This is a genomic window from Pristimantibacillus sp. PTI5 (assembly GCF_048572955.1).
Lineage (GTDB): Bacteria > Bacillota > Bacilli > Paenibacillales > Paenibacillaceae > Pristimantibacillus.
Genome location: NZ_CP183886.1, coordinates 6,002,409 through 6,023,603 on the forward strand (window position 1 = coordinate 6,002,409; position 21,195 = coordinate 6,023,603).

At 45.4% G+C, this 21,195-nt stretch carries 13 protein-coding genes and 1 pseudogene; 12 read left to right on the forward strand and 2 right to left on the reverse strand.

Annotated features, from left to right (window positions below; genetic code table 11):
* Positions 1 to 20: 20 nt before the first annotated feature.
* The 7 genes and pseudogenes from ACN6MW_RS26420 (at position 21) to ACN6MW_RS26450 (ending at position 7,412) form a co-directional block, all read left to right on the forward strand.
* On the forward strand, positions 21 to 386 hold the full coding sequence (locus tag ACN6MW_RS26420; RefSeq protein ID WP_419872814.1) for a nuclear transport factor 2 family protein: 366 nt from the start codon (positions 21 to 23) through the stop codon (positions 384 to 386).
* A gap of 150 nt (positions 387 to 536) precedes the next feature.
* Positions 537 to 776, forward strand: a pseudogene (locus tag ACN6MW_RS26425) (aldo/keto reductase); the annotation flags it as partial.
* Between the two features lie 310 nt (positions 777 to 1,086).
* Positions 1,087 to 2,067 carry an aldo/keto reductase gene (locus ACN6MW_RS26430; RefSeq protein WP_419872815.1) on the forward strand — a complete coding sequence of 327 codons (981 nt, stop codon included), beginning with the start codon at positions 1,087 to 1,089 and terminating at the stop codon, positions 2,065 to 2,067.
* A gap of 300 nt (positions 2,068 to 2,367) precedes the next feature.
* On the forward strand, positions 2,368 to 3,528 hold the full coding sequence (locus ACN6MW_RS26435; RefSeq protein ID WP_419872816.1) for an MFS transporter: 1,161 nt from the start codon (positions 2,368 to 2,370) through the stop codon (positions 3,526 to 3,528).
* A gap of 443 nt (positions 3,529 to 3,971) precedes the next feature.
* The gene (locus tag ACN6MW_RS26440) at positions 3,972 to 5,051 is read left to right on the forward strand and encodes an alpha/beta hydrolase (protein ID WP_419872817.1); all 1,080 of its coding nucleotides are present in this window, start codon (positions 3,972 to 3,974) and stop codon (positions 5,049 to 5,051) included.
* Between the two features lie 323 nt (positions 5,052 to 5,374).
* Positions 5,375 to 6,427, forward strand: a complete 1,053-nt coding sequence (locus ACN6MW_RS26445) for a helix-turn-helix domain-containing protein (protein WP_419872818.1) — start codon at positions 5,375 to 5,377, stop codon at positions 6,425 to 6,427.
* Positions 6,428 to 6,563: 136 nt separating this feature from the next.
* Positions 6,564 to 7,412 carry an aldo/keto reductase gene (locus tag ACN6MW_RS26450; protein ID WP_419872819.1) on the forward strand — a complete coding sequence of 283 codons (849 nt, stop codon included), beginning with the start codon at positions 6,564 to 6,566 and terminating at the stop codon, positions 7,410 to 7,412.
* A gap of 182 nt (positions 7,413 to 7,594) precedes the next feature.
* Here ACN6MW_RS26450 and ACN6MW_RS26455 read toward each other — a convergent pair whose 3' ends face one another.
* Both ACN6MW_RS26455 and ACN6MW_RS26460 read right to left on the reverse strand, forming a co-directional pair.
* On the reverse strand, positions 7,595 to 9,838 hold the full coding sequence (locus ACN6MW_RS26455) for a heavy metal translocating P-type ATPase (protein ID WP_419872820.1): 2,244 nt from the start codon (positions 9,836 to 9,838) through the stop codon (positions 7,595 to 7,597).
* Complete coding sequence (locus ACN6MW_RS26460; RefSeq protein ID WP_419876456.1) at positions 9,835 to 10,197, reverse strand: ArsR/SmtB family transcription factor; 363 nt, start codon at positions 10,195 to 10,197, stop codon at positions 9,835 to 9,837. Before ACN6MW_RS26460 ends, ACN6MW_RS26455 begins: the two co-directional genes overlap by 4 nt.
* 780 nt (positions 10,198 to 10,977) lie before the next feature.
* On the opposite strand from ACN6MW_RS26460, the gene ACN6MW_RS26465 reads away from it, so the two are divergent.
* The 5 genes from ACN6MW_RS26465 (at position 10,978) to ACN6MW_RS26485 (ending at position 21,172) form a co-directional block, all read left to right on the forward strand.
* On the forward strand, positions 10,978 to 14,628 hold the full coding sequence (locus ACN6MW_RS26465) for a discoidin domain-containing protein (RefSeq protein ID WP_419872821.1): 3,651 nt from the start codon (positions 10,978 to 10,980) through the stop codon (positions 14,626 to 14,628).
* Between the two features lie 92 nt (positions 14,629 to 14,720).
* Positions 14,721 to 17,867 (forward strand): glycoside hydrolase family 3 N-terminal domain-containing protein, encoded by a 3,147-nt coding sequence (locus ACN6MW_RS26470; protein WP_419872822.1) that lies wholly within the window; start codon positions 14,721 to 14,723, stop codon positions 17,865 to 17,867.
* A 210-nt stretch (positions 17,868 to 18,077) separates the two neighbouring features.
* The gene (locus ACN6MW_RS26475; RefSeq protein ID WP_419872823.1) at positions 18,078 to 19,400 is read left to right on the forward strand and encodes an ABC transporter substrate-binding protein; all 1,323 of its coding nucleotides are present in this window, start codon (positions 18,078 to 18,080) and stop codon (positions 19,398 to 19,400) included.
* Between the two features lie 33 nt (positions 19,401 to 19,433).
* A complete protein-coding gene (locus ACN6MW_RS26480) occupies positions 19,434 to 20,318 on the forward strand; it encodes a carbohydrate ABC transporter permease (protein WP_419872824.1) in 885 nt (294 codons plus the stop codon).
* Positions 20,318 to 21,172, forward strand: coding sequence for a carbohydrate ABC transporter permease (locus ACN6MW_RS26485; RefSeq protein WP_419872825.1), 855 nt, complete (start codon positions 20,318 to 20,320; stop codon positions 21,170 to 21,172). Before ACN6MW_RS26480 ends, ACN6MW_RS26485 begins: the two co-directional genes overlap by 1 nt.
* Positions 21,173 to 21,195 lie beyond the last annotated feature (23 nt).

The window sequence follows — 21,195 nt, forward strand, 5'->3', positions numbered from 1 at the left end:
TAAAAAGGAATGATACAAATATGGAACAAGCAATTATAGATCTTTCTAAGAATAAATGGGACTGGATGAAGGAGAGGCAACTAGACGATTTAAGTAATCTCTTTCACGAAAAAGCCGTTTTCGTGCACATGGGGGCTACATTTTCTAAAAACGAGGAAATTGACGTAATTAAAAACGGGTCAATAATTTATAAGAATGTAGATATTCAAGAAACATCTGTTCGGCTAATTGGCACAACTGCCATTCTTCTAAATAAAGTACGCCTGGTAGCTGTTGTTGGGGGAAATGAAGTGACGAATCCATTTGTTGTTACAGAGGTATATGTGCTGCAGGAGGATCAATGGAAACTGGCATCAATGTCTTTCACAAGGCTATTAGCACCATAAACATACTTTCCACTAATTGATCAATGTAATTGTCGGGTTACGCAAGAATAATGACGTGTCGCGCTAGTTACGAAGTCGCCTGAATTCGGTAAGATAATCACGCCCGGCAAGATTGCTGGGACAAAGAAAAATATTAGTAGAGATTACCGCATGCAAAAAGTAACTTTGAACAATGGTGTCGAGATGCCAATTATCGGGTTTGGTGTTTTTCAGATTCCAGATGCAAACGAGTGTAAACAAGCGGTATATGATGCTCTAATGGCGGGATATCGTCTGATTGATACTGCTTCCGCTTATCAAAATGAAGAAGCAGTCGGCAGAGCCATCAAAAGGAGTGGCGTGCCACGAGAGGAAATATTTGTTACTACGAAACTCTGGGTTCAAGTTGCAATCGCGTTTGAGTTGAAGAGTCATCTGATACAGCGATCAAATTGTCTCATTCTTTATCTTATGAAGTATAAGACCCTATAAGGATATTGAAGTAGCCACTTGAAGAAATGTGAATACGAACGAATGCAGGCAGCTGATCAAGACGATCGGCTGCCTATTTACCATTGGCCGATCATACATCGCTCATTAAAAGAGGATTAGGCAAAAAAATGATACGAATAGGATAGCGGTCGTTAAATCATTTGATGCATAATTAGGATAACATAGGCAAGATAAATTGAAAAAATAAACGGCAAAGAGGGGTATTCAAATGGAATACGTAAAACTTGGGAACACAGGTTTAGATGTATCTAGACTTTGCCTCGGATGCATGGGTTTTGGGGATGCCAAGCAATGGGTTCATCCATGGGTACTTGATGAGGCGGGTTCTCGACCTATAATAAAAAAAGCTTTGGAATTAGGAATTAATTTTTTTGATACGGCTAATTGGTATTCGCTAGGAAAAAGTGAAGAATTCCTAGGACGAGCGCTCAAGGATTATGCCAACCGTGATGAAATTGTACTTGCAACCAAGGTCTGGGGTCGCATGCATGAAGGTCCCAATGGAGCCGGTCTTTCCCGAAAGGCAATCATGAGTGAAATAGATAAAAGTCTTAAAAGACTGGAAACCGATTACGTAGATCTGTATATCATTCACCGCTGGGATTACAATACACCGATTGAAGAAACGATGGAAGCATTGCATGATATCGTGAAAGCGGGGAAGGCAAGATATATTGGTGCTTCTGCTATGTTTGCATGGCAGTTCCAAAAGGCATTATATGTAGCTGAGAAAAATGGATGGACTAAATTTGTGTCCATGCAAAATCATCTAAACCTCATTTACCGAGAAGAGGAAAGGGAGATGCTACCTCTTTGTAAGGAAGAAAAGATTGGGGTGACTCCATATAGCCCACTCGCATCCGGGAGATTGACGCGTGATTGGTCAGAATCATCGCATCGTTCCGAAACCGACCAAATTCAAAAGTCTAAATACGATGGGACTATGGACGCTGACCGGTTAGTAGTAGAGCGAGTTGCGTCTATCGCAGAGAATCATGGCGTTTCCCGTACTCATATCGCACTTGCTTGGGTGCTCCAGAATGGACCAGTAACTGCTCCTATCATTGGTGCTACGAAAATATCTCACCTTGAAGAAGCCGTACGAGCCCTATCGGTTAAATTAACTCCTGAAGAAATTGCGTTTCTGGAAGAGCCATATGTACCACACCCGATAGTGGGACATAATTAATTTCATATTCCATTCATCGTATTAATAAAAATGATTTAATTTATGTAAACCGATACAGATTGAATTAATCGGCTAAATTAGATCCACTCTACAAATGTAGGGTGGATCTTTGTATTGAGTTTTTAGATAAGTCCAAGTGTTTACTCAAAATGGCGATACTTTCCTCTGAGACAATTAGGCAAACATTCGAGTCGATTGAGTTAACGATATCCTTATCAGCTCATGCATAATAAGACTTAACTCACAAATGCTTTATGTATGCAGGAGAGTGTAAAAACGAATAAAGTGGGATGATTAAAATTGAACAATAACCTGAAAATCTATATGTTAGCCCTTATCAGCTTCGTGGTAGGCACTTCTCAATTCAGTATTGTAGGGATGCTGGATAATATCGCTGCTTCCGTGGACGTATCGGTAGCTACAGCGGGGCAGCTCATAACGGTTTTTGCACTCGGTAACGCAATTGGAACACCACTTGTTATGTTAGCGACGGCGATGATGAACCAACGTAAACAATTATTGCTGGCTCTCGGTATCATTTTGCTCGGTGTCGTTTCAACACTAGCTCTTCCTGGATTCATATTTTTAATGGCCTCTCGAGTGATCCTAGGGATTGGAACGGGCGTATTCGTCGTCACAGCTTATGGGATAGCTGCTAAGCTGGCATCACCAGGACGTCAAGGCGGAGCCATGGCAAACGTAGCAATGGGCTTTAGCTCCTCACTTGTTTTTGGCATCCCAATCGGCCGCATGGTCGCATCGGCACATGATTGGAAGACCCTCTTTTGGGGGATCGGCTTTTTGAGCCTACTTGCACTCTTTGCTGTTGCCCGGACGATTCCGGCCTTGGAAGGGGAGGCGGCTGTTCCGCTGGGCCAGAGATTTTCTTTTTTAAAGCAGCCAAGGATTGCAATTACTCTAAGCGTAACGTTCTTCGTGTTTATTGGCTTTTCAGTGGTTGATACGTATATTACTCCATATTTGACGGCAGTTATGCCAACAATGGAGTCAAAAATAAGTGTCATTCTCTTGGTCTTGGGTATAGGTAGCTTAATCGGCTCTAGGCTTGGTGGCTTTTTGGCAGATCGGATAGGCATAATGCGTACTCTCTTTGTCTCCATGTTCGTACAAGTCTTCTCCCTATTAGTGGTCTCTGTTGTTTCAGAATGGATAACTCCAATCATAGCGTTGCTCATGTTTTGGGAGATCGCTTGCTGGACTTTCGGGCCAACACAAAATTTCAACCTCGTGTCACTTGCACCAGAATCCTCCGGTATTGTGCTTAGTCTGAATAGCACCTTCGTGCAACTAGGATTTGCTGCGGGCGCAGGCATTGGAGGAATTGCAGTAGGGAGCTTTTCAATTATGGCGATTACTTGGATCAGTGCGGCTTCGGCAGCGTTAGCAGCCATTATCGCGTTTATGTCCATTAATCGCGATCGTTCGTTATCGCGGTATTGAAGAGAAGTGGAAATGCAATGCAATCTAAGGAGGAGGAACAAATCTGGTCGATAATATTGTTTCAATATTAGTGGTTTAAGAACGAACACGCATTCCTAAGAATAGTGTTCAAATCAAAGTCAAAGACGATGATAACTGAATTAAGATAAGACACCGCGGTTGCCCGTCAAAACGATTGGCAGCCGTTTTTTGTTAATGTTCAAATCAAAAAAATAGCTAAAAGAAATTGGCGGGTGATGTTATAAGTATGGCGTATAACGCTAATTACGAAGCCTCCTGAATTAGGTAAGATTAATACCGGCGTTGATAACAAGACGAACGAATATAACATGGCCCACGTTTTAATTTTGAGCACAAAAAGGGGGTTACTTGCGGCACGCGCCAGTTTTAACAAGTATAAGGACTGATATAACATAATTGTATTCTTCAGGAGGCAAATGATTATGAAAAGACGAAGATTAAGTGTACTGCTGTTAACAGGAGGTTTGACAATTTCCTTGCTCGGTGGTTGCAATACGGCAAATTCTACAGATTCCCTCGTCTTGGCTGAGCAGGGCAATTTTTCAGCAGGCGGAACTGTTATCACGTCGGAAGGAACTTTTGATTCAAAAAATCCCTTCGATCCGGCTGGACAGACCCTTCATGGGGATCATGCCGATGTGTTTTATCAGATCCCGGAAGATGCAAATGAATATCCCCTTGTTTTCCTTCATGGCGCAGGCCAGTCTAAAAGATCATGGCAGAAGACTCCTGATGGGCGGGAAGGCTTTCAGGATATTTTCCTGAAAAGAGGCTTTGGTGTGTACCTTGTAGATCAGCCTCGTCGCGGGGATGCTGGTCAAAGTACTGTACCCGAGCAAATTACTCCTGCGACATCGGATCAAATGTGGGCTACACAGTTCCGTATCGGACGTATGCCTAATTTTTATCCGGGGGTTCAATTTCCACAGGATGAAGAATCTATGGATCAGTTTTACCGTTGGATGACCCCAAATACAGGCGCTTATGATGAAGAGGTAATTTCGGATGCCATGTCAGCTGTATTCGATGAGTCCGGTCCCGGTATTCTGGTCACCCATTCCCAAGCTGGTGCTCCGGGTTGGAAAACGGCTATGAAGAACGATAATGTCCATGCAATTGTCGCCTATGAACCTGCCGCGTTTCTCTTTCCGGAAGGAGAAGCGCCGGAACCGATTCCCAATAGATTCTCTCAGGAGTTACCCGGCTTAACTGTGCCGGTTGATGATTTCAAACAGCTGACAGAAATTCCAATAGTGGTGTATTATGGGGACAATATTCCAGAACAACCATCCGATGTCCCTGCGGAGGATTTCTGGCGTGCGAGTCTTGAGATGGCGAACAGATGGGCCGAGGTGGTAAACAGCCATGGTGGTGATGTTACCATCGTTCATCTTCCAGATAAGGGCATTACTGGAAATACCCATTTTCCATTCGCAGATCTAAATAATGTTGAGGTTGCCGATCAACTATCTTCATGGCTTGCCGAAAAAGAGCTTGATTAAAAAGGCGGAATTGGATGTAATAAAGTAAGGAAACAAATACCAGGGCCTATACGCCTCGGTATTTGTTTTTTTGCACTACGCATTTGATGAACATGAGCATCAACAGGCATAAAGTCGTAAACGATACCATCGGTTGTTTCTTGCTTACTGTAGACCTTATGCCTCAGAACCTTAAGTGGATATAAATTCACATAATGTTATGGCGTATTACGCAAGCGCATTGTCGCTCTGTTCTATTTACTCAACGATCGTAAGTGAATTTAATATTATACACAAAACTAAGCTTAAATGAATTAGAACATAATAAAAGGAAGTGAAAATGGATGACGTCTCATTCTTTGGACCGTATTAAATTTCCTGCAATTTTTTGGAGGGGAATGTCTAATTTTAATATTGCTGCCCACGATGTGATTCGCAAAGCACAATTGCCGCTGGCTGTTCTTAATGAATCGTTTGTTATTAATACAGCCAAGTTTTTTGCAATCTGGCAAGCCTTTTCGGAGTTGGTTAATAACCCAGCTGAATGCATTGTTAAGATTGCGAAAGGTATTGAAACAGCGCAGTTGCCGCCGATCGTCTTGGCCCCGTACCATTCGCGTAACTATCGTGACGCGCTAATACGAATGGCCCGATATAAACAAATGTGCGTCCCCGAACGCATTCACATTATCGAAAAGGGCGAGTTTTGTTCAATCGAACTGGAATGGCTCTATGCAGAACAGCCCGAGCCCCCGATGCTGGTTGGTGTTACGCTGGCATCTCTTCTCGAGATCGGGCGGCGCGGCTCAGGTTATTCGATGACCGCACATGCACTTGAATTATCAGGCCAGATGAGCAATGTACAAGCCCTAGAGGAACACTTCGGCTGCCGCATTAAGTTAGGTGCTGAACGTAACCGGCTTACTCTTTACCGAAGCGATCTTGATCGTCCCTTTATCTCTTACAACGCCGAGTTGCTCGAGATTCTTACGCCAGCACTGGACCGGTCGCTAAATGAGCAGCAACGCAGCAAATCCATCACAGAGATGGTCAAGTGGATTATGAAACGCAGCTTAGCTTCAGGGCGCCCAGACATTCATATCGTTGCAAGTGAGCTTGGGATGAGCGATCGTACCTTGCAGCGCCGACTAACCGACAAAGACACGAGCTTCAAACAATTGTTAACTGAAGCTCGACGCGAGAAGGCAATAGAGTACCTGGCGGACACTTCGCTCGATCTTAAAGAAGTAGCATTCCTGCTTGGATATGAAGACCTAAGCTCATTCTACCGAGCCTTCCGTCTTTGGGAAGACGATACCCCTTCCAATTGGCGTGCCGTACATTTAGGCTTTGATGAGATTTCCGAAGATTCGCTTGGCATGACGAGCAATCACTAACAATAAGTTTGGCGCCGGATGTCATAACATTGGCGTATGGCGCTAATTACACGGTGATATATAGCAGTTACAATGATGACTATAATGCTGAGTAGCGGTTAACCGCAGGCAAAATAACAAAACAGGAGGATTTAAAATGCAAAAAGTAATTTTGAACAATGGTGTAGAGATGCCGATTATCGGTTTTGGGGTTTTCCAAATCGCAGATGCCAATGAATGTGAGCAAGCGGTTTATGACGCATTGATGGCAGGTTATCGTCTGCTGGATACAGCTGCAGTTTACAAAAATGAAGAAGCGGTCGGCAGAGCGATCAAGCGGAGCGGCGTACAAAGGGAAGAACTATTTGTCACCACCAAAGTGTGGGTTAGCGATGCAGGTTATGAAAAGACGAAAAAAGCGTTTGAAACATCCCTTGAAAAACTACAATTGGATTATCTGGACCTCTATCTCATCCATCAGCCTTATGGCGACGTGTACGGATCATGGCGCGCGATGGAGGAGCTGTATCGGGAAGGGAAAATCAAAGCAATCGGCGTGAGCAACTTCCATACGGATCGTTTGATGGATCTGATCATCCATAATGAGATCATTCCTGCCGTAAACCAGGTTGAAACTCACCCATTCAACCAGCAAATCGAAAGCCAAGATCTTATGAAAGAGAATCAAGTCCAGATTCAGTCTTGGGCCCCTTTTGCAGAAGGTAAAAATAACATCTTCCAGAATGAGATCTTAGTTTCGATTGCTGAAAAGCATAATAAGTCCGTTGCTCAAGTAGTGTTACGCTGGCTGACACAAAGAGGTGTCGTTGTCATCCCTAAATCTGTACGCAAGGAAAGAATCGCCGAAAACTTCAATATCTTTGATTTCCAATTAACTGAAGAAGATATGAACGCGATTGCTACTTTGGATACAAATGAGAGCTTGTTCTTCTCCCACCGCGATCCCGCAATGGTGAAGTGGGTCAGCGGCGCTGTGGCTGAATAATGAATACCAGCCGCCAGCAGACAGAAGTGCGAAAGAATAAAAATCCTGAACTTGGCTGGTGGGATGAATCGGAATGAAGGCAAACCTAACAAGCTTGCCTTTTTATAATTGGAGTGAATGTAATTTAAGGTCATTATTTTTCTGCTTATAAATAAAGGAAACGAAGGACATAGGTCCTTTGATTATCCTTTGATTTTTAGCAATCTCATGCTGTTTAGAATTACAATTAATGCTGCACCTGTGTCACTCATTACGGCGATCCACAAGGTAAGCACATCCGGAAAGATAAGAATCAGAGCAGCAAGTTTCACAACAATTGAAAACCAAATGTTCTGTTTGATGATCCTCAGAGCTTTGCGGCTTAACTTTGCGGTATGCGGCAGCTTCTCCAAGTTGTCGGCCATCAAAACAATATCGGCTGTTTCCATCGCCGTGTCTGTTCCTGCTCCGCCCATAGCGATGCCTAGATCGGCAGTTGCCAGTGCAGGCGCGTCATTAATGCCATCGCCAACCATCGCAACGATATTACCTTCATTCTGGAGCTTTTGAACAGCTTTGACCTTATCCTCTGGAAGCAGCTCCGCGAAATATCGGGTGACACCCGTTTGGGAGGCTGCTTTTTTGGCTGTTCCTTCGTTGTCTCCCGTAAGCATGATAACTTGATTGATTCCTGCTTGCTTCAGGCTTTTCAGAGCATTTACCGCGCTCTCACGAACCGTGTCCGCAACCGCGATTACCCCAATTAGCTTATCTACTGTTCCAACAATGACAAGTGTATTTCCTTCATGCTGCAAGGCGGTTATTATAGACTCTGTTTGACCAAGAGGCGTTTTCAGCTCTTGAAACAGTCTTAGGTTGCCAGCAAAGTATTCGGTTCCACTAATAACCGCTTGGATGCCTTTACCAACGATATTACGAGACTGTTCGCCTTTTAAAGACGGTACTCCTTTGTCTTTTGCATGTTCAACAACGGCTTTCGCAATGGGATGAGTAGAAAACTCTTCCAATGTACGCGCGACAGATAAAACGTCATGCTCAAAATCTCCAACAGATATGACTTCCGTTACCTTAGGTTTCCCTTCGGTAAGGGTACCCGTCTTATCAAATGCCACGGCTGAAATCTTACCTGCGATCTCTAAAAAAGCACCGCCTTTGATTAAAACACCGTTTTTGGCCGCATTTCCGATAGCAGAAACAATAGCAACGGGCGTGGAGATGACGAGTGCGCAGGGGCATGCAACGACTAGGAGTTCGAGTCCTTTGTAAAACCATTCTCCCCAATCCCCGAAACTAAAAAGTGGAGGGAGGATCATAACCACAAGAGCAAGCACAAACACAATAGGAGTATACACGCGGGCAAATTTATCGACAAATGCCTGTGTGGGGGCTTTTTGTTCTTGAGCTTCTTCAACCAAGTGAATGATTTTAGCAATTGTTGTATCTTCAACTAGCTTGGTAACCTTTATTTCAAGCAATCCGTGTTCGTTGATTGTGCCTGCGAATACTTGATCACCAACGTTCTTATCAACGGGAATTGATTCACCAGTGATGGGCGCCTGATTGACACTGGATTCCCCAATGATTACTTCTCCATCAAGTGGGATTTTGTCTCCAGGTTTTACAATCATAATGTCTCCGATAGAGATGTCTTCTACGGGTTTTCTAATCATATTTGTACCGACTTTGACCCATGCATCTGGGGGAGCAAGATCGATTAAGTTCCGTATGGAATTTCGTGTTTTCTCGATGGACCTGGTTTGCAGAACGTTGCCCAGCGCAAATAACCAAACGACCGTAGCACCCTCAAGCCATTGACCAATAGCAGCTGCTCCGATGACAGCAGCTGTCATTAGCACATTCATATCCAATGAACAGCTTTTGATCGCATAAAATGCGCTTTTAGCGGGTTTATAACCGCCGATAATAATCGATGCCACATAAAGCATGCTTATCATGAACGAGGATACGCCGCTTAAATAACCGAGATAACCAAGTACTATTAAGACAGCAGAGAGTACAAGAAGATTGGTGCTTGATTTAGAAGGTTTTTGCTCGACTTTAGATGCTTTGTTTGAAACCAAACTTGCTTTATAACCTGCCTTTTGAACTTCTTTTATCATTTCCTCCGCACTGTTTTCGTGTTCAATTTTCGCCTTTCCCGTAGAAAAATTGACAGTAACGCTTTTAACGGAGGGAATCATTTTCAAATAGTTCTCAATGGTCATAGCGCAAGAACTACAATCCATGCCCTCAATGTTATAGGTACGAGTGTTTGTTATGGCAGAGATCCCATTCATCGTCGGCAAACTAGTTAACGCATTCGGTTTTGGTTCATTACAGCAGTCATCATGACATGCCTTGTCTTGAACAGAATGAAATAAAGTTAGCGTTTTTTTAAATCTAGGCCTATGAGTTTCATCACTCATATGGTCTGCACCTCTGCTTTCCCTGTACAGCATTCCAGTTGTTCATTTCTCTCGCATGCAGCAACATCTTCTTCAACCAGATGGAAAACATCATCCATCATCGAAAGCAGCTGCCTGATTTGTTCGCTTCGCAAACTGTAATAAATGAATTTACCTTCTTGGCGCCCAACGATTATTCCACAACCTTTTAAACAAGCCAAATGCTGCGAAATATTCGATTGATTCCCACTGATTTGATCCACAATTTGAGAAACCGTTTTTTCTTGGTCTTGGATACATTCCAATATTTGAAGCCTCGTCTTGTCGCTAAAACCACGGATGAATTTTGCTTTTACATCCCATATATTTTGTCCCATGATTAATTCCTCCATCTCATATCAGTATTTTCTAATATGACTCTTTTTATCATATTACCACTGACTAATATGTGTTTCAATATTCATTCAATAAAAAATAAGTTAATTCATCATAAAAATCTCAGACTTGGAAACGTAAAATTGCCTCAGACTTTTGTCCGAGGCAATTTTTATATCAATTACTATGCACATCATTATAATTATGCTTCCACTCTAATACACCCTCAAACTTACAACCGCAATTCTTAATCCTGTTATAATCATCATCGTTTGCATCGTAGTTTATTGTCAATGTTGAACCGCATTGATTACATTCCCATACATGCCACACATCCAAATTCAACCCTCCTATGTAGTCTTTTTATTAAAATCATTCCCAAAATGCAAAGTTTATAATTGTTATATATCCGAATAGTTTTTACTGATGATTCTATCATTTAGCTAACGCGATCTAAGCAACAATTGTCCATAATTTTGATTTTCATATAAAAAGGGGTTTAACGCAGGTAATAGCAAGGAATGTCAATAAAGTACAAAAATTATTGCTAATATTCTGAATAGATTTAATCCTTCGCTATTCGTTAGAATTGTAGCATACCAAAAAAAGGAGGATTGTAAATATTCCATCAAATGTAAACGCTTTAATTCAGAAAAACTAATATAACTAGATAGAGGGGTGGGCAACAAACTTGCATATATGTGATTTTGAAAGAATTATTTAAAAATAAATTATCATAAAGTTAAAAATTATTAGTTAATTTTATTATGAAAAAAGGAGACGAAATGATGAAGAAAAAACGGTTGCTGTCATTCGTACTGGCCTTGGCCGTCGTGATGGAACTCCTGATTACCCTACCGAAACCGCCTACGGCCAATGCATCATTCACTTCCAACGACTTCCTGAAAACAGATGGGAAATTCATCAAGAAAAATTCCGGAACAGGAGATATTGTAAACCTTCGCGGCACAAATCTGGGTGGATGGCTAAGTTTTGAGGATTGGATGTCCCCTACCGGTGAATTTGCTTTTGACCGGACCGGTTGGAGCGCATCTGCATCGGTAAAGAGCGCCAGCGCCGGAAATGCAATCGACGGTGATAATACGACGCGCTGGGATACCGGCACCGGTCAAGTAGGCGGGCAATGGTTCCAGGTGAATATGGGATATGTCGGTTACTTCAACAGAATCTATGTTAACGCAGCAGGGTTTAACGGAGATTATCCTGTAAGCTACCAAGTGCTGGTATCAAATGATGGTGTGGCGTGGAAGGATGTTGCCAGCGGTTCAAGCAGCACCCAGAACACGATTATCAGGTTCGTTCCACAGGTGGCGCAATATATTCGGGTTGTTCAAACCGGAACGAATACTGCTGACTGGTGGTCGGTTGCGGAGTTCAACGTTTTCTCGGACCCGACCATGAACAACACGGGACTTACGGCAACTGCCTCATCAACCGGCTCGGGAACTTCGGCCGCCAATGCACTTGACGGTGATGTGAATACACGCTGGACGAGCGGAGCGGCACAAACCAACGGCCAGTGGTTCCAAATCGATCTTGGATCGGGGCAGGATGTTGCCAAGGTCATTATTGATGCCGGACCTTCGTCATCTGGCGACTATCCGCGCGGCTATGAGGTGCTCGGCTCATCGGACGGTGTAAACTGGACGAAATATGCAAGCGCTTACGGATCCTCCCGCACTATTGTTGCGGAATTCTGGTGGTCTTCTTATATGCGTTATGTCCGGATCGTACAGACGGGCAGTAGTGCCAACTGGTGGTCGATCGCTGACGTATCTCTTTTCTCCAGCAATGCGTTGGAGCGGACCGGCTGGGCCGTAACGGCATCTTCAAGCGGCACAGGTGCTGGACCCGGCAATGTTAAAGACGGCAATACAAGCACACGCTGGACAACAGGCGCTGCGCAGACTAACGGACAATGGTTCCAGGTCGATATGGGCGCGAACATCCCATTCAACCAGATTATTCTTGATACCGAGAAGAACACGTCGTCAGAGCAGGACTACCCACGCAGCTATACCGTTCAGGTGTCCAAGGACGGCACGAGCTGGACAACGGTTGCAAGCGGCCAAGGAAGGCGGAAGGCAACACCGATCAATTTTCCTGCCGTAACCGCGCGTTACTTTAAAATCACACAAACAGGCAGCACCACGAACTGGTGGACGATCGGGGAAATGAATGTATACCTCAACAACGACGATTTCTCGATGAATTCAACCTATAAACAGCGTTTCGGCGCCACGACGGCAGAAAGCCTGGTCACGACGCACCAGGATACATGGATACAATCCGGCGACCTGGACAATATCGCTAGCATGGGTATGAACATGATCCGTTTGCCGATTGGCTGGAATGAGCTGCTGAACGATGACGGTACGTGGAAATCCAATGCCTGGACCAAAATCGACTGGCTGGTTAGCGAAGCGGCTTCCAGAAACCTCTATGTTCTGTTGGATCTGCATACCCTGCCCGGCGGCGATTGCCCGTTTGGCAGCTGCGGACGTTTTGGCCCGAACCCGAACGAATTCTGGACGAATACGACATACCAGGATTGGGCCGTGGACATTTGGCAGCAGATGGCGACCCGCTACAAGAACAACCCGGCGATAGCAGGCTACGATCTGATGAACGAGCCGTTGATTGACTATGGCGAGGACACGGATGACGTGAACCAGAAGGCGGATTACTATGACCGGTTGTATGACGCTGTTCGCGCCATCGATCCCGACCACACGATTTATATTGCTGCATTCTTTGACTGGGGCAATATCGTAGCGCCAAGCGTAAAAGGATGGACGAATGTCGTATATGAAGTGCATCCTTACGATATGCCGAACGGAAAAGACTGGAATGCGCAAAACACCATGGTTGAAGACAAGATCCAGTCGATGGTTTCCAAGCAAAACGACTGGGATGTTCCCGTTCTTCTCGGCGAATATTCGCTCTATCATTATGACGATGTCTGGTCGAAATGGATGGGTGGGTTGAACGGAATCCATGCCTCCTGGACCAACTGGACATATAAGGTCAAGGGTGACATGAATGAAGGCGTCGGCGGCTACTGGGGTTTATACAACAGTAATCCGGCTCCGGTGCCGGTAATCAACAATGATAATGCTTCGACGATTACAACCAAGCTTCAACAATTTGGAACGAGCAATTTCCAACCGAATACCAGCTTCATCAACACGGTCAAAAAGTTCGCGAAGGGCGATCCGTGGATGGCAACCGTCCCGCTCGACCAAACAGGCTGGACGGCAACCGCTTCGTCTACCGAATCGGGCAGCTCGCCTTCGAACGCTCTCGATTGGAGCGCGACTACTCGTTGGAGCAGCGGCGCAGCGCAATCGAACGGCCAATGGTTCCAGGTGAACATGGGCTCGAAAAAAGTGTTCGACCAGATCTCTTTCGAAACAAAGACCACGGACAAGTGGGATTATCCAAGAGGATATCAGATCCAAATCTCGAATGACGGGACAAACTGGACGACTGTGAAGAGCGGACAGGGCTTCGGTTGGAAGCAGGCCATGACCTTCACGCCGCAGTATGCACAATATGTACGTGTCGTCCAAACCGGGACCGGACCGGACTGGTGGTCGATTGCCGAGTTCCACGTGTATTCGGAGCCGATGCTGAACAAAAGTGGTTGGACGGCAACAGCATCATCGTCCGATACGTCCGGAAATGTTCCGTCAAGAGCCATCGACGGCAGCAATTCCACTTGGTGGGCTAACGGCGCTTCACAGGCAAATGGCCAATATTATCAAGTGGACTTTGGACGTAATGAAACGTTCAATCGGGTACTGATTGATGCAGGCGCATTTACGGCCGATTATCCGAGAGGATATCAGATTCAAGTTTCAACCAACAGCACAACTTGGTCAACTATAGCAAGCGGTTCCGGAAGCAGCGCTGCTGTTCTTGTAGATTTCGCACCGCAGACGGCGCGTTATCTGAAGGTAGTCCAAACAGGCACAGCATCAAACTGGTGGACGATTACCGAACTGAACGTATACGGTGAACTTGAGAAGAGCCGGACCGGATGGACGGCCGCTGCAACTTCGACGGAATCGGGCGGTATGGCAGCCAACGCACTGGATAGTAACACCGCTAACCGTTGGAGCAACGGTGTGGCCCAAGCAAGCGGTCAATCGTTCACGGTTGATATGGGCTCCAATCAATGGATTAATCATATCGTCATGGATTCGGGTTCCAATATAAACGACTATGCAAGAGAATTCAGCGTGGAGATGTCCTTCGACAATACGAATTGGAAAACGGTTGCGAACGGCGAAGGTACCGGACCTGTCGTTGCGGCCAACTTCCCTATAACGGAAGGCCGCTACATCAAGATCACTTTAAAGCAAAACTCCACGAGCTGGTGGTCAATTGCAGAGTTCCGGGCTTATGAGTAAGATCCGCTAAGGGTAAACCAAGTTCTGAGAAGCCATCCTGTTTAGGCATATTGCTGTCTCTAGGGATGGCTTCTCCAATATAGGAGGTTGTTATGAATTCCGTAAATATCCGAAACATGTATCGCAAATGTATCTCCATCGCTCTCCTTAGCTGCATAGTGGTATCAATGGCATCGGTGTTGCCGACCAGCGTTTCTGCTGCTCTCCTTCCTTACCAGGATCCTGCTCTTTCAATTGATACAAGGGTTGCGGATCTCTTGTCGCGGATGACGCTGGACGAGAAAGTAGGGCAGATGCTCCAAGTGGAGCGATTAACCGCTACCACAACACAGGTGAAGGATAATTTCATCGGCTCCGTCTTGAGCGGAGGAGGATCAAATCCGTCACCGAACACTCCGACCGCATGGGCGGATACCGTCGATGCGTTCCAGTCCGCCGCGATGCAAACCCGCCTGCAAATTCCAATTATTTATGGAGTGGACGCGGTTCATGGACATAATAACGTCTACGGAGCCACGATCTTCCCTCACAATGTTGGTCTGGGCGCTACTCGGGATGCAGATCTGGTGAAGCGCATCGGCGCAGTAACCGCCAAAGAAGTCCGGACAACGGGCATCCAGTGGGACTTCTCACCATGCTTGTGCGCTCCGCAAGATATGAGATGGGGAAGGACGTACGAAGGCTTTTCGGAAAATGTTTCTTTAGTCGGCCAAATGGGCGTCGCTTATACGCAAGGTCTGCAGGGGCTTCCGACGGACAGCGGGTTTCTGAAAGGTACCAAAGTGGTTGGCAGCATAAAACACTGGGTAGGGGACGGCACAACTACGAATGGTGACGACCAGGGCAACGTAACCCTGACCGAACAGGAACTGGATCCCTACCTCCAACCCTATCGTGAGTCGGTCGCTGCCGGTGCGCGAACAGTCATGGTTTCACTAACCACTTGGAATAATGTAAAGGCACATACCCATTACCATATGATCACGGAAATGCTGAAACAGGATCTAGGATTTACGGGCATGGTCGTTTCGGATTGGAACGGCACCTATGCACTCGTCAACCAGGGATATTATTCGAATTATTCGGATGCGCTCAAAGCAACCGTCAATGCGGGCATCGACATGTTTATGGAGCCGGACAACTGGCAGTCTTTTATATCGACGCTCAAAAACCTAGTCAATACCGGCCAAGTTTCTCAGGCCAGAATCAACGATGCAGTAAGCCGAATCCTGCGTGTTAAATTCGAGGCCGGGATATTCGAATCTCCTTATGCCGATAGAAGCTTGATCAGCGGCGGCACTTTCGGCGGTGGGGAACACCGGGCGGTTGCCCGTGAAGCCGTGCGTAAATCGGCGACGCTGCTCAAGAACGAAGATCATATATTGCCGTTGTCCAAAGCTTCAAAAGTATTCGTAGCCGGAACAAAAGCTAACGATATCGGTTACCAGTCCGGAGGCTGGACGATCTCCTGGCAGGGTTCTCCGGGCAGCATTACACCGGGAACGACAATCCTGCAAGGGATTCAAAGCGCCGTTACGAATTCAGCGAATGTAACGTTTTCTTCATCCGGGACTGGTGCAGCCGGAAACGATGTGGCCATAGTTGTCATTGGCGAATATCCTTCGGCCGAAATGGTCGGCGATGTCGGTACAGGGCAACCGAGACCAGATCTGGAGCTCAGTACGGATGATATAACACTGTTGAACAACGTGAAAAGTTCCGGCGTCCCGATGGTGGTCATCATGCTGTCCGGCAGGCCTATGATCGTGACCAATCAGCTTCCGGATTGGAAAGGGTTCGTAGCCGCATGGCTGCCGGGAACCGAGGGTAATGGACTTTCGGATGTCTTATTCGGCGACTACGATTTCACGGGTAAATTACCTTTGACCTGGCCTAGAAGCATGTCGCAAATCCCGAATAACTCGAACGATACTAATTATTCACCCCTTTTTCCATATGGATTCGGTTTAAACACTTCGGCAATGAATACAAAAGAATCGCCTGGATTAATCGAAGCCGAAAACAGTAATGCTTCATCCGGTGTTCAAACGGAAGCCGCGCTCGACGAGAATGGCGGTTTAAACGTCGGTTATGTTGATACGGGAGACTGGCTGGATTACAGAATTAACGTTCCGACTTCGGGGACGTACAAAGTTCGTCTCCGGGTAGCGAGCCAAACGGGTCCCGCCAACGCGGTTCAACTGAAGAACGGCACATCACTTCTCACCACCTATTCCGTACCTAACACCGGCGGTTGGCAATCATGGACGACGCTGTCGCAGAACGTGACGCTAAGTGCCGGCGTCCAGACGCTGCGGCTGCTAGCTGCCTCCGGCGGATGGAACTTGAACTGGCTGGAGTTGATCCCGACAACATCAATCTCAAGCGGAAATTTACTGAATAATGCAGGTTTCGAAACTGGCAGCACAACGAATTGGACCTCATGGAATGGTGGGACAAACGCTCAAAGCGTGGATACGGATAATCCGCGCAGCGGTAACTATAAACTCGTCCATTGGGCTGCAACGGCCTATCAGCAATTAACAAAGCAGACGCTAACCGTTCCAAATGGAACTTACAAATTTAGTGCGTGGGCGCGCAGCAGCGGGGGCCAGAAGAAGCTTAATCTGTTTGCTAAACAGGTAGGTGCTGCTTCTGAACTAGCCTCGGTTATCTCATCCAACGCCGGCGACGGTTGGACGAAGTATACGATAGACAATATCAAAATAACAAACGGTCAAATCGAAGTCGGAGTCTGGGCGGATGCGAACGCAAACAACTGGGCGGTATTCGAAGATTTTGAACTGGTTCCTGCGAATCTATTGAGCAATGGGGGATTAGAATGGGGTAACACGTCGGGATGGACGGATTGGCACGGAGGACCGGCTTCACAGTTGGTAGAACAGGATAATCCGTTTGATGGCAGCTACAAGATGGTGCACTTTGCTTCATCCGCATTCACGCAACTGACGACCCAGACGGCAGCGGTTCCAAACGGAACATACAAGTACAGCGTATGGGTACGCACCGGTGGAGGCTTTAACGGGTTGAAACTCGTAGCTAAAGGGTATGGCGGTGCGGAACTGAACACACAGATAACGGGAGCCGTGGGCAACTGGACACAGTATGTGATCAACAGCATTCCGGTGACAAACGGTCAAATAGAAGTCGGTATATGGTCAGACGGTAATGCGAACAACTGGGCGACCTTCGATAACTTCGAGCTGACCAAGCCGTAATGGTGTGAATTATTATCTTATGAATTTGAACACAAACAAAGCCCCGGAAAAGGGGCTTTGTTTGTTTCGTTTGAGAGGTATCTCGCACTGGAAATCGATAAGTAAGCGTTATCAATATTGTGCAACAATAGTTGCTAATTGGCTCTAATGATCCTCCTAAAAACTTACCCTATACTAAGGATGTACTTATTAATTAAGGGGGAAAAGACAATGAAGAAAGCGTTATACCTGGGACTTGTAAGCGTTATGTTGATGTTGTCAATTACGGCTTGCGGCACTAACAACACTCAAAACAACGGAAATGCAGCCCAGGCTACCAATGAAGGAACTTCTGGCGAAAACACGGAAGAACCGAAAAAAGAGGCACAGAAAGTAGAACTGAAAGTGCAAATCGGATCTCCGCGTTTCAAGGATCAATTTGAAAAGTATTTTGAACAGTTTAAAGCCAAAGAACTAGCAGAGAAAAATATCAATGTTACGATCGATCTCGAAATGCCGAATCCAGACCAGGCTAAACAAGTTCTTCAAGCGCGCTTGGCTTCCAATGACGCTCCCGACATCTTTGATGTACATGCCAACGATCTCCCAACGTATGAAAAAGCTGGATATTTGGAAGATCTTACGAGTCAACCGGCAATTGCAACCTTATATGATAGCGTGAAGAATACCGTAACGCTTGACGGCAAAGTTGTAGCCCTTCCGCTTGAGAGCTTGGCATGGGGATACTTGTACAACAAAATGATCTTTAGCGATGTGGGAATCACGCCTCCACAAACGCTTGATGAAATGAAAGCAGCCGTAGATAAATTGAATGCAGCTAAAATAAAGCCATTCTTGCTTGCTTTCCAAGAGTCTTGGGTGCCTCAGCTGATGACAGCTCTTTCCCTTGGTGGAATCATTTCCTCTGAGAATCCGGACTGGATCGAAAAAATGAACAAAGGCGAAGCTTCTTATGCAGATGTTCAAGGGATATTCAATATTATTGATCTCATTAATGCAAACGGAACAGATAAACCTTTTGAAGTAGGCAATGAAGCGGGTTCCACTGAATTTGCGAACGGCAAAGCTGCGATGTGGATACAAGGACCATGGAATGCAGAAACGCTCCTAAAAGTAAATCCTGATTTTGAGTTTGGCGTAGCTCCACTTCCGGTTAGCAACAATGCCGCTGGAACGATGATCAACTTGTCGACCTCCACAACACTTGCTGTATCGAAAACCAGCGACAATAAAGAAGTCGCGCTTGATCTTTTGAACTATATCTTGGATGAGAAAGATTCGTCGGCATTGTTCCAAGAACTGAAGTTCAATCCCGTGTCGAGCGTTCACAAATATGAAGTGTTCCCTTGGGTAAATGAAGCTTCCGAATATGTGGCACAGGGTAAAGCATACCAAGATCTCAAACTGCCTAATGGCGTTACAGACGAACAAGCCAAATTGCTGCAAAGCTATTACGTTAAAGAGGTTACCAAAGAGCAATTCATCAGCACGATGGATAAGGCATGGGCAACTGCAGTAAAAGCAGCGCAATAAGAATGACAAACAGGTGACCGGGAGTGACGGATTATGAATTTTACAAAAAAATACAAGCAAACGGTCATCCTTCTCGCCTTCGTATTTCCGGCATTATTATTCTATGCTGTATTTACTATCGCCCCTACAATAGGGGGCGTGTTGTACAGCTTGACGAACTGGAATGGATTGGATCCCACCTATGACTGGGTGGGATTCTCCAATTATACCGAGGCGCTGAAGGATGCTTATTTCATGAAATCAATATGGTTTACATTGAAATATGTAATCTATATGGTTGTGCTGCAAAATGTCATTGCTTTGCTCTTGGCAGTCTTTGTGGAATCCAGGCGGCAGAGCAAAGTATGGTTTCGAACCATATTTTTTATGCCGAACATGCTCAGCTTGATCATCGGCGGATTCATGTGGGTGTTCATCTTTACGAAAGTGCTGCCATCTTTTGTTGAGTCTACCGGTATTCGCTTTCTAGATCAATCCTGGATCGGTGATCCGGCCTATTCATTCTATTCCATCATCATCCTTTCATTATGGGGCGGGGTAGGCTACCAAATGGTCATCTATATCGCCGCTCTACAAGGGGTACCCGTGCAGTTGAAAGAAGCAGCAGCTATAGATGGTGCCAGCGGAGTTCAGATCTTTCGTCATGTTACGTTCCCCATGATATATCCGGCGCTAACAATCGGTATTTTCCTAGCGCTTAGCACTTCATTTAAAGTGTTTGACGCCGTATTTGCATTAACCGGAGGAGGGCCGGGAAGGTCAACGCAGGTCATCGCGATAAACATTGTGGAAGAAGCTTTTCGTTTCAACCAACGTTTCGGATATGCCAGCGCTAAAGCTATTATCCTTTTCTTGATCGTCCTCTTAATTACACTCATCCAATTGTTGATTATGAAGAGAAGAGAGGTAGAGGCATAATGGCACAGAGGCATTCGAACAATAGACCAATCGGGCGCGGAGCCGGAGATGCTTTTATTTTTCTTGTTTTAATTATTGCTTCTATTTTTACTCTTTTCCCCATTTACATGGCGCTATTAAATTCTTTTAAACCGGATGGAGAAATGCTGTCGAATGTATTGTCGTTTCCCACCCGATTAGATTTCGGAAACTATGTTGATGCCTACCACAAAATCGATTATCTGAACAGTTTTGGGAATACCATAGTCGTAACTATTATCGGGGTAGCAGGAATCATCCTTTTTGCATCCATGGCCGGATATAAGATGTCGAGGACGCCTGGGAAGATAAGCAGCTTTCTGTTCGGATTATTTGTCTTATCGTCATTAATCCCGTTTCATTCCATCATCATTTCGCTGGTCAAAATCGCTAAGGAACTGAAAGTGCAAGGAACTTCATACGGACTGGGATTGATTTATATTGGTTTGGGAGTAGCTCTCGCGATATTTCTATACCATGGATTCGTGAAATCGATTCCCAGGGATCTGGATGAAGCAGCATTGATGGACGGATGCGGTGAATTTCGGCTTTACTTTTCTATTATCTTGCCGTTGCTTCTGCCAATAACGGCAACTGTAGCTATTTTAAATGCTTTGTGGATGTGGAACGATTTTCTTTTGCCGCTGCTTATGTTAACAGATTCGAAATATTATACACTTTTGATTTCTACGAACATGCTATTTGGCGAGTATAACAACGACTGGTCGGCCATTCTATCCTCTTTGGTGCTGACGATGCTGCCGATTATTGTCTTGTATCTGCTCCTGCAAAAATATATTTTAAGCGGTATAGCAGAAGGTGCAATTAAAGGTTAATTGGAAAGGATGAAGATTGAGAC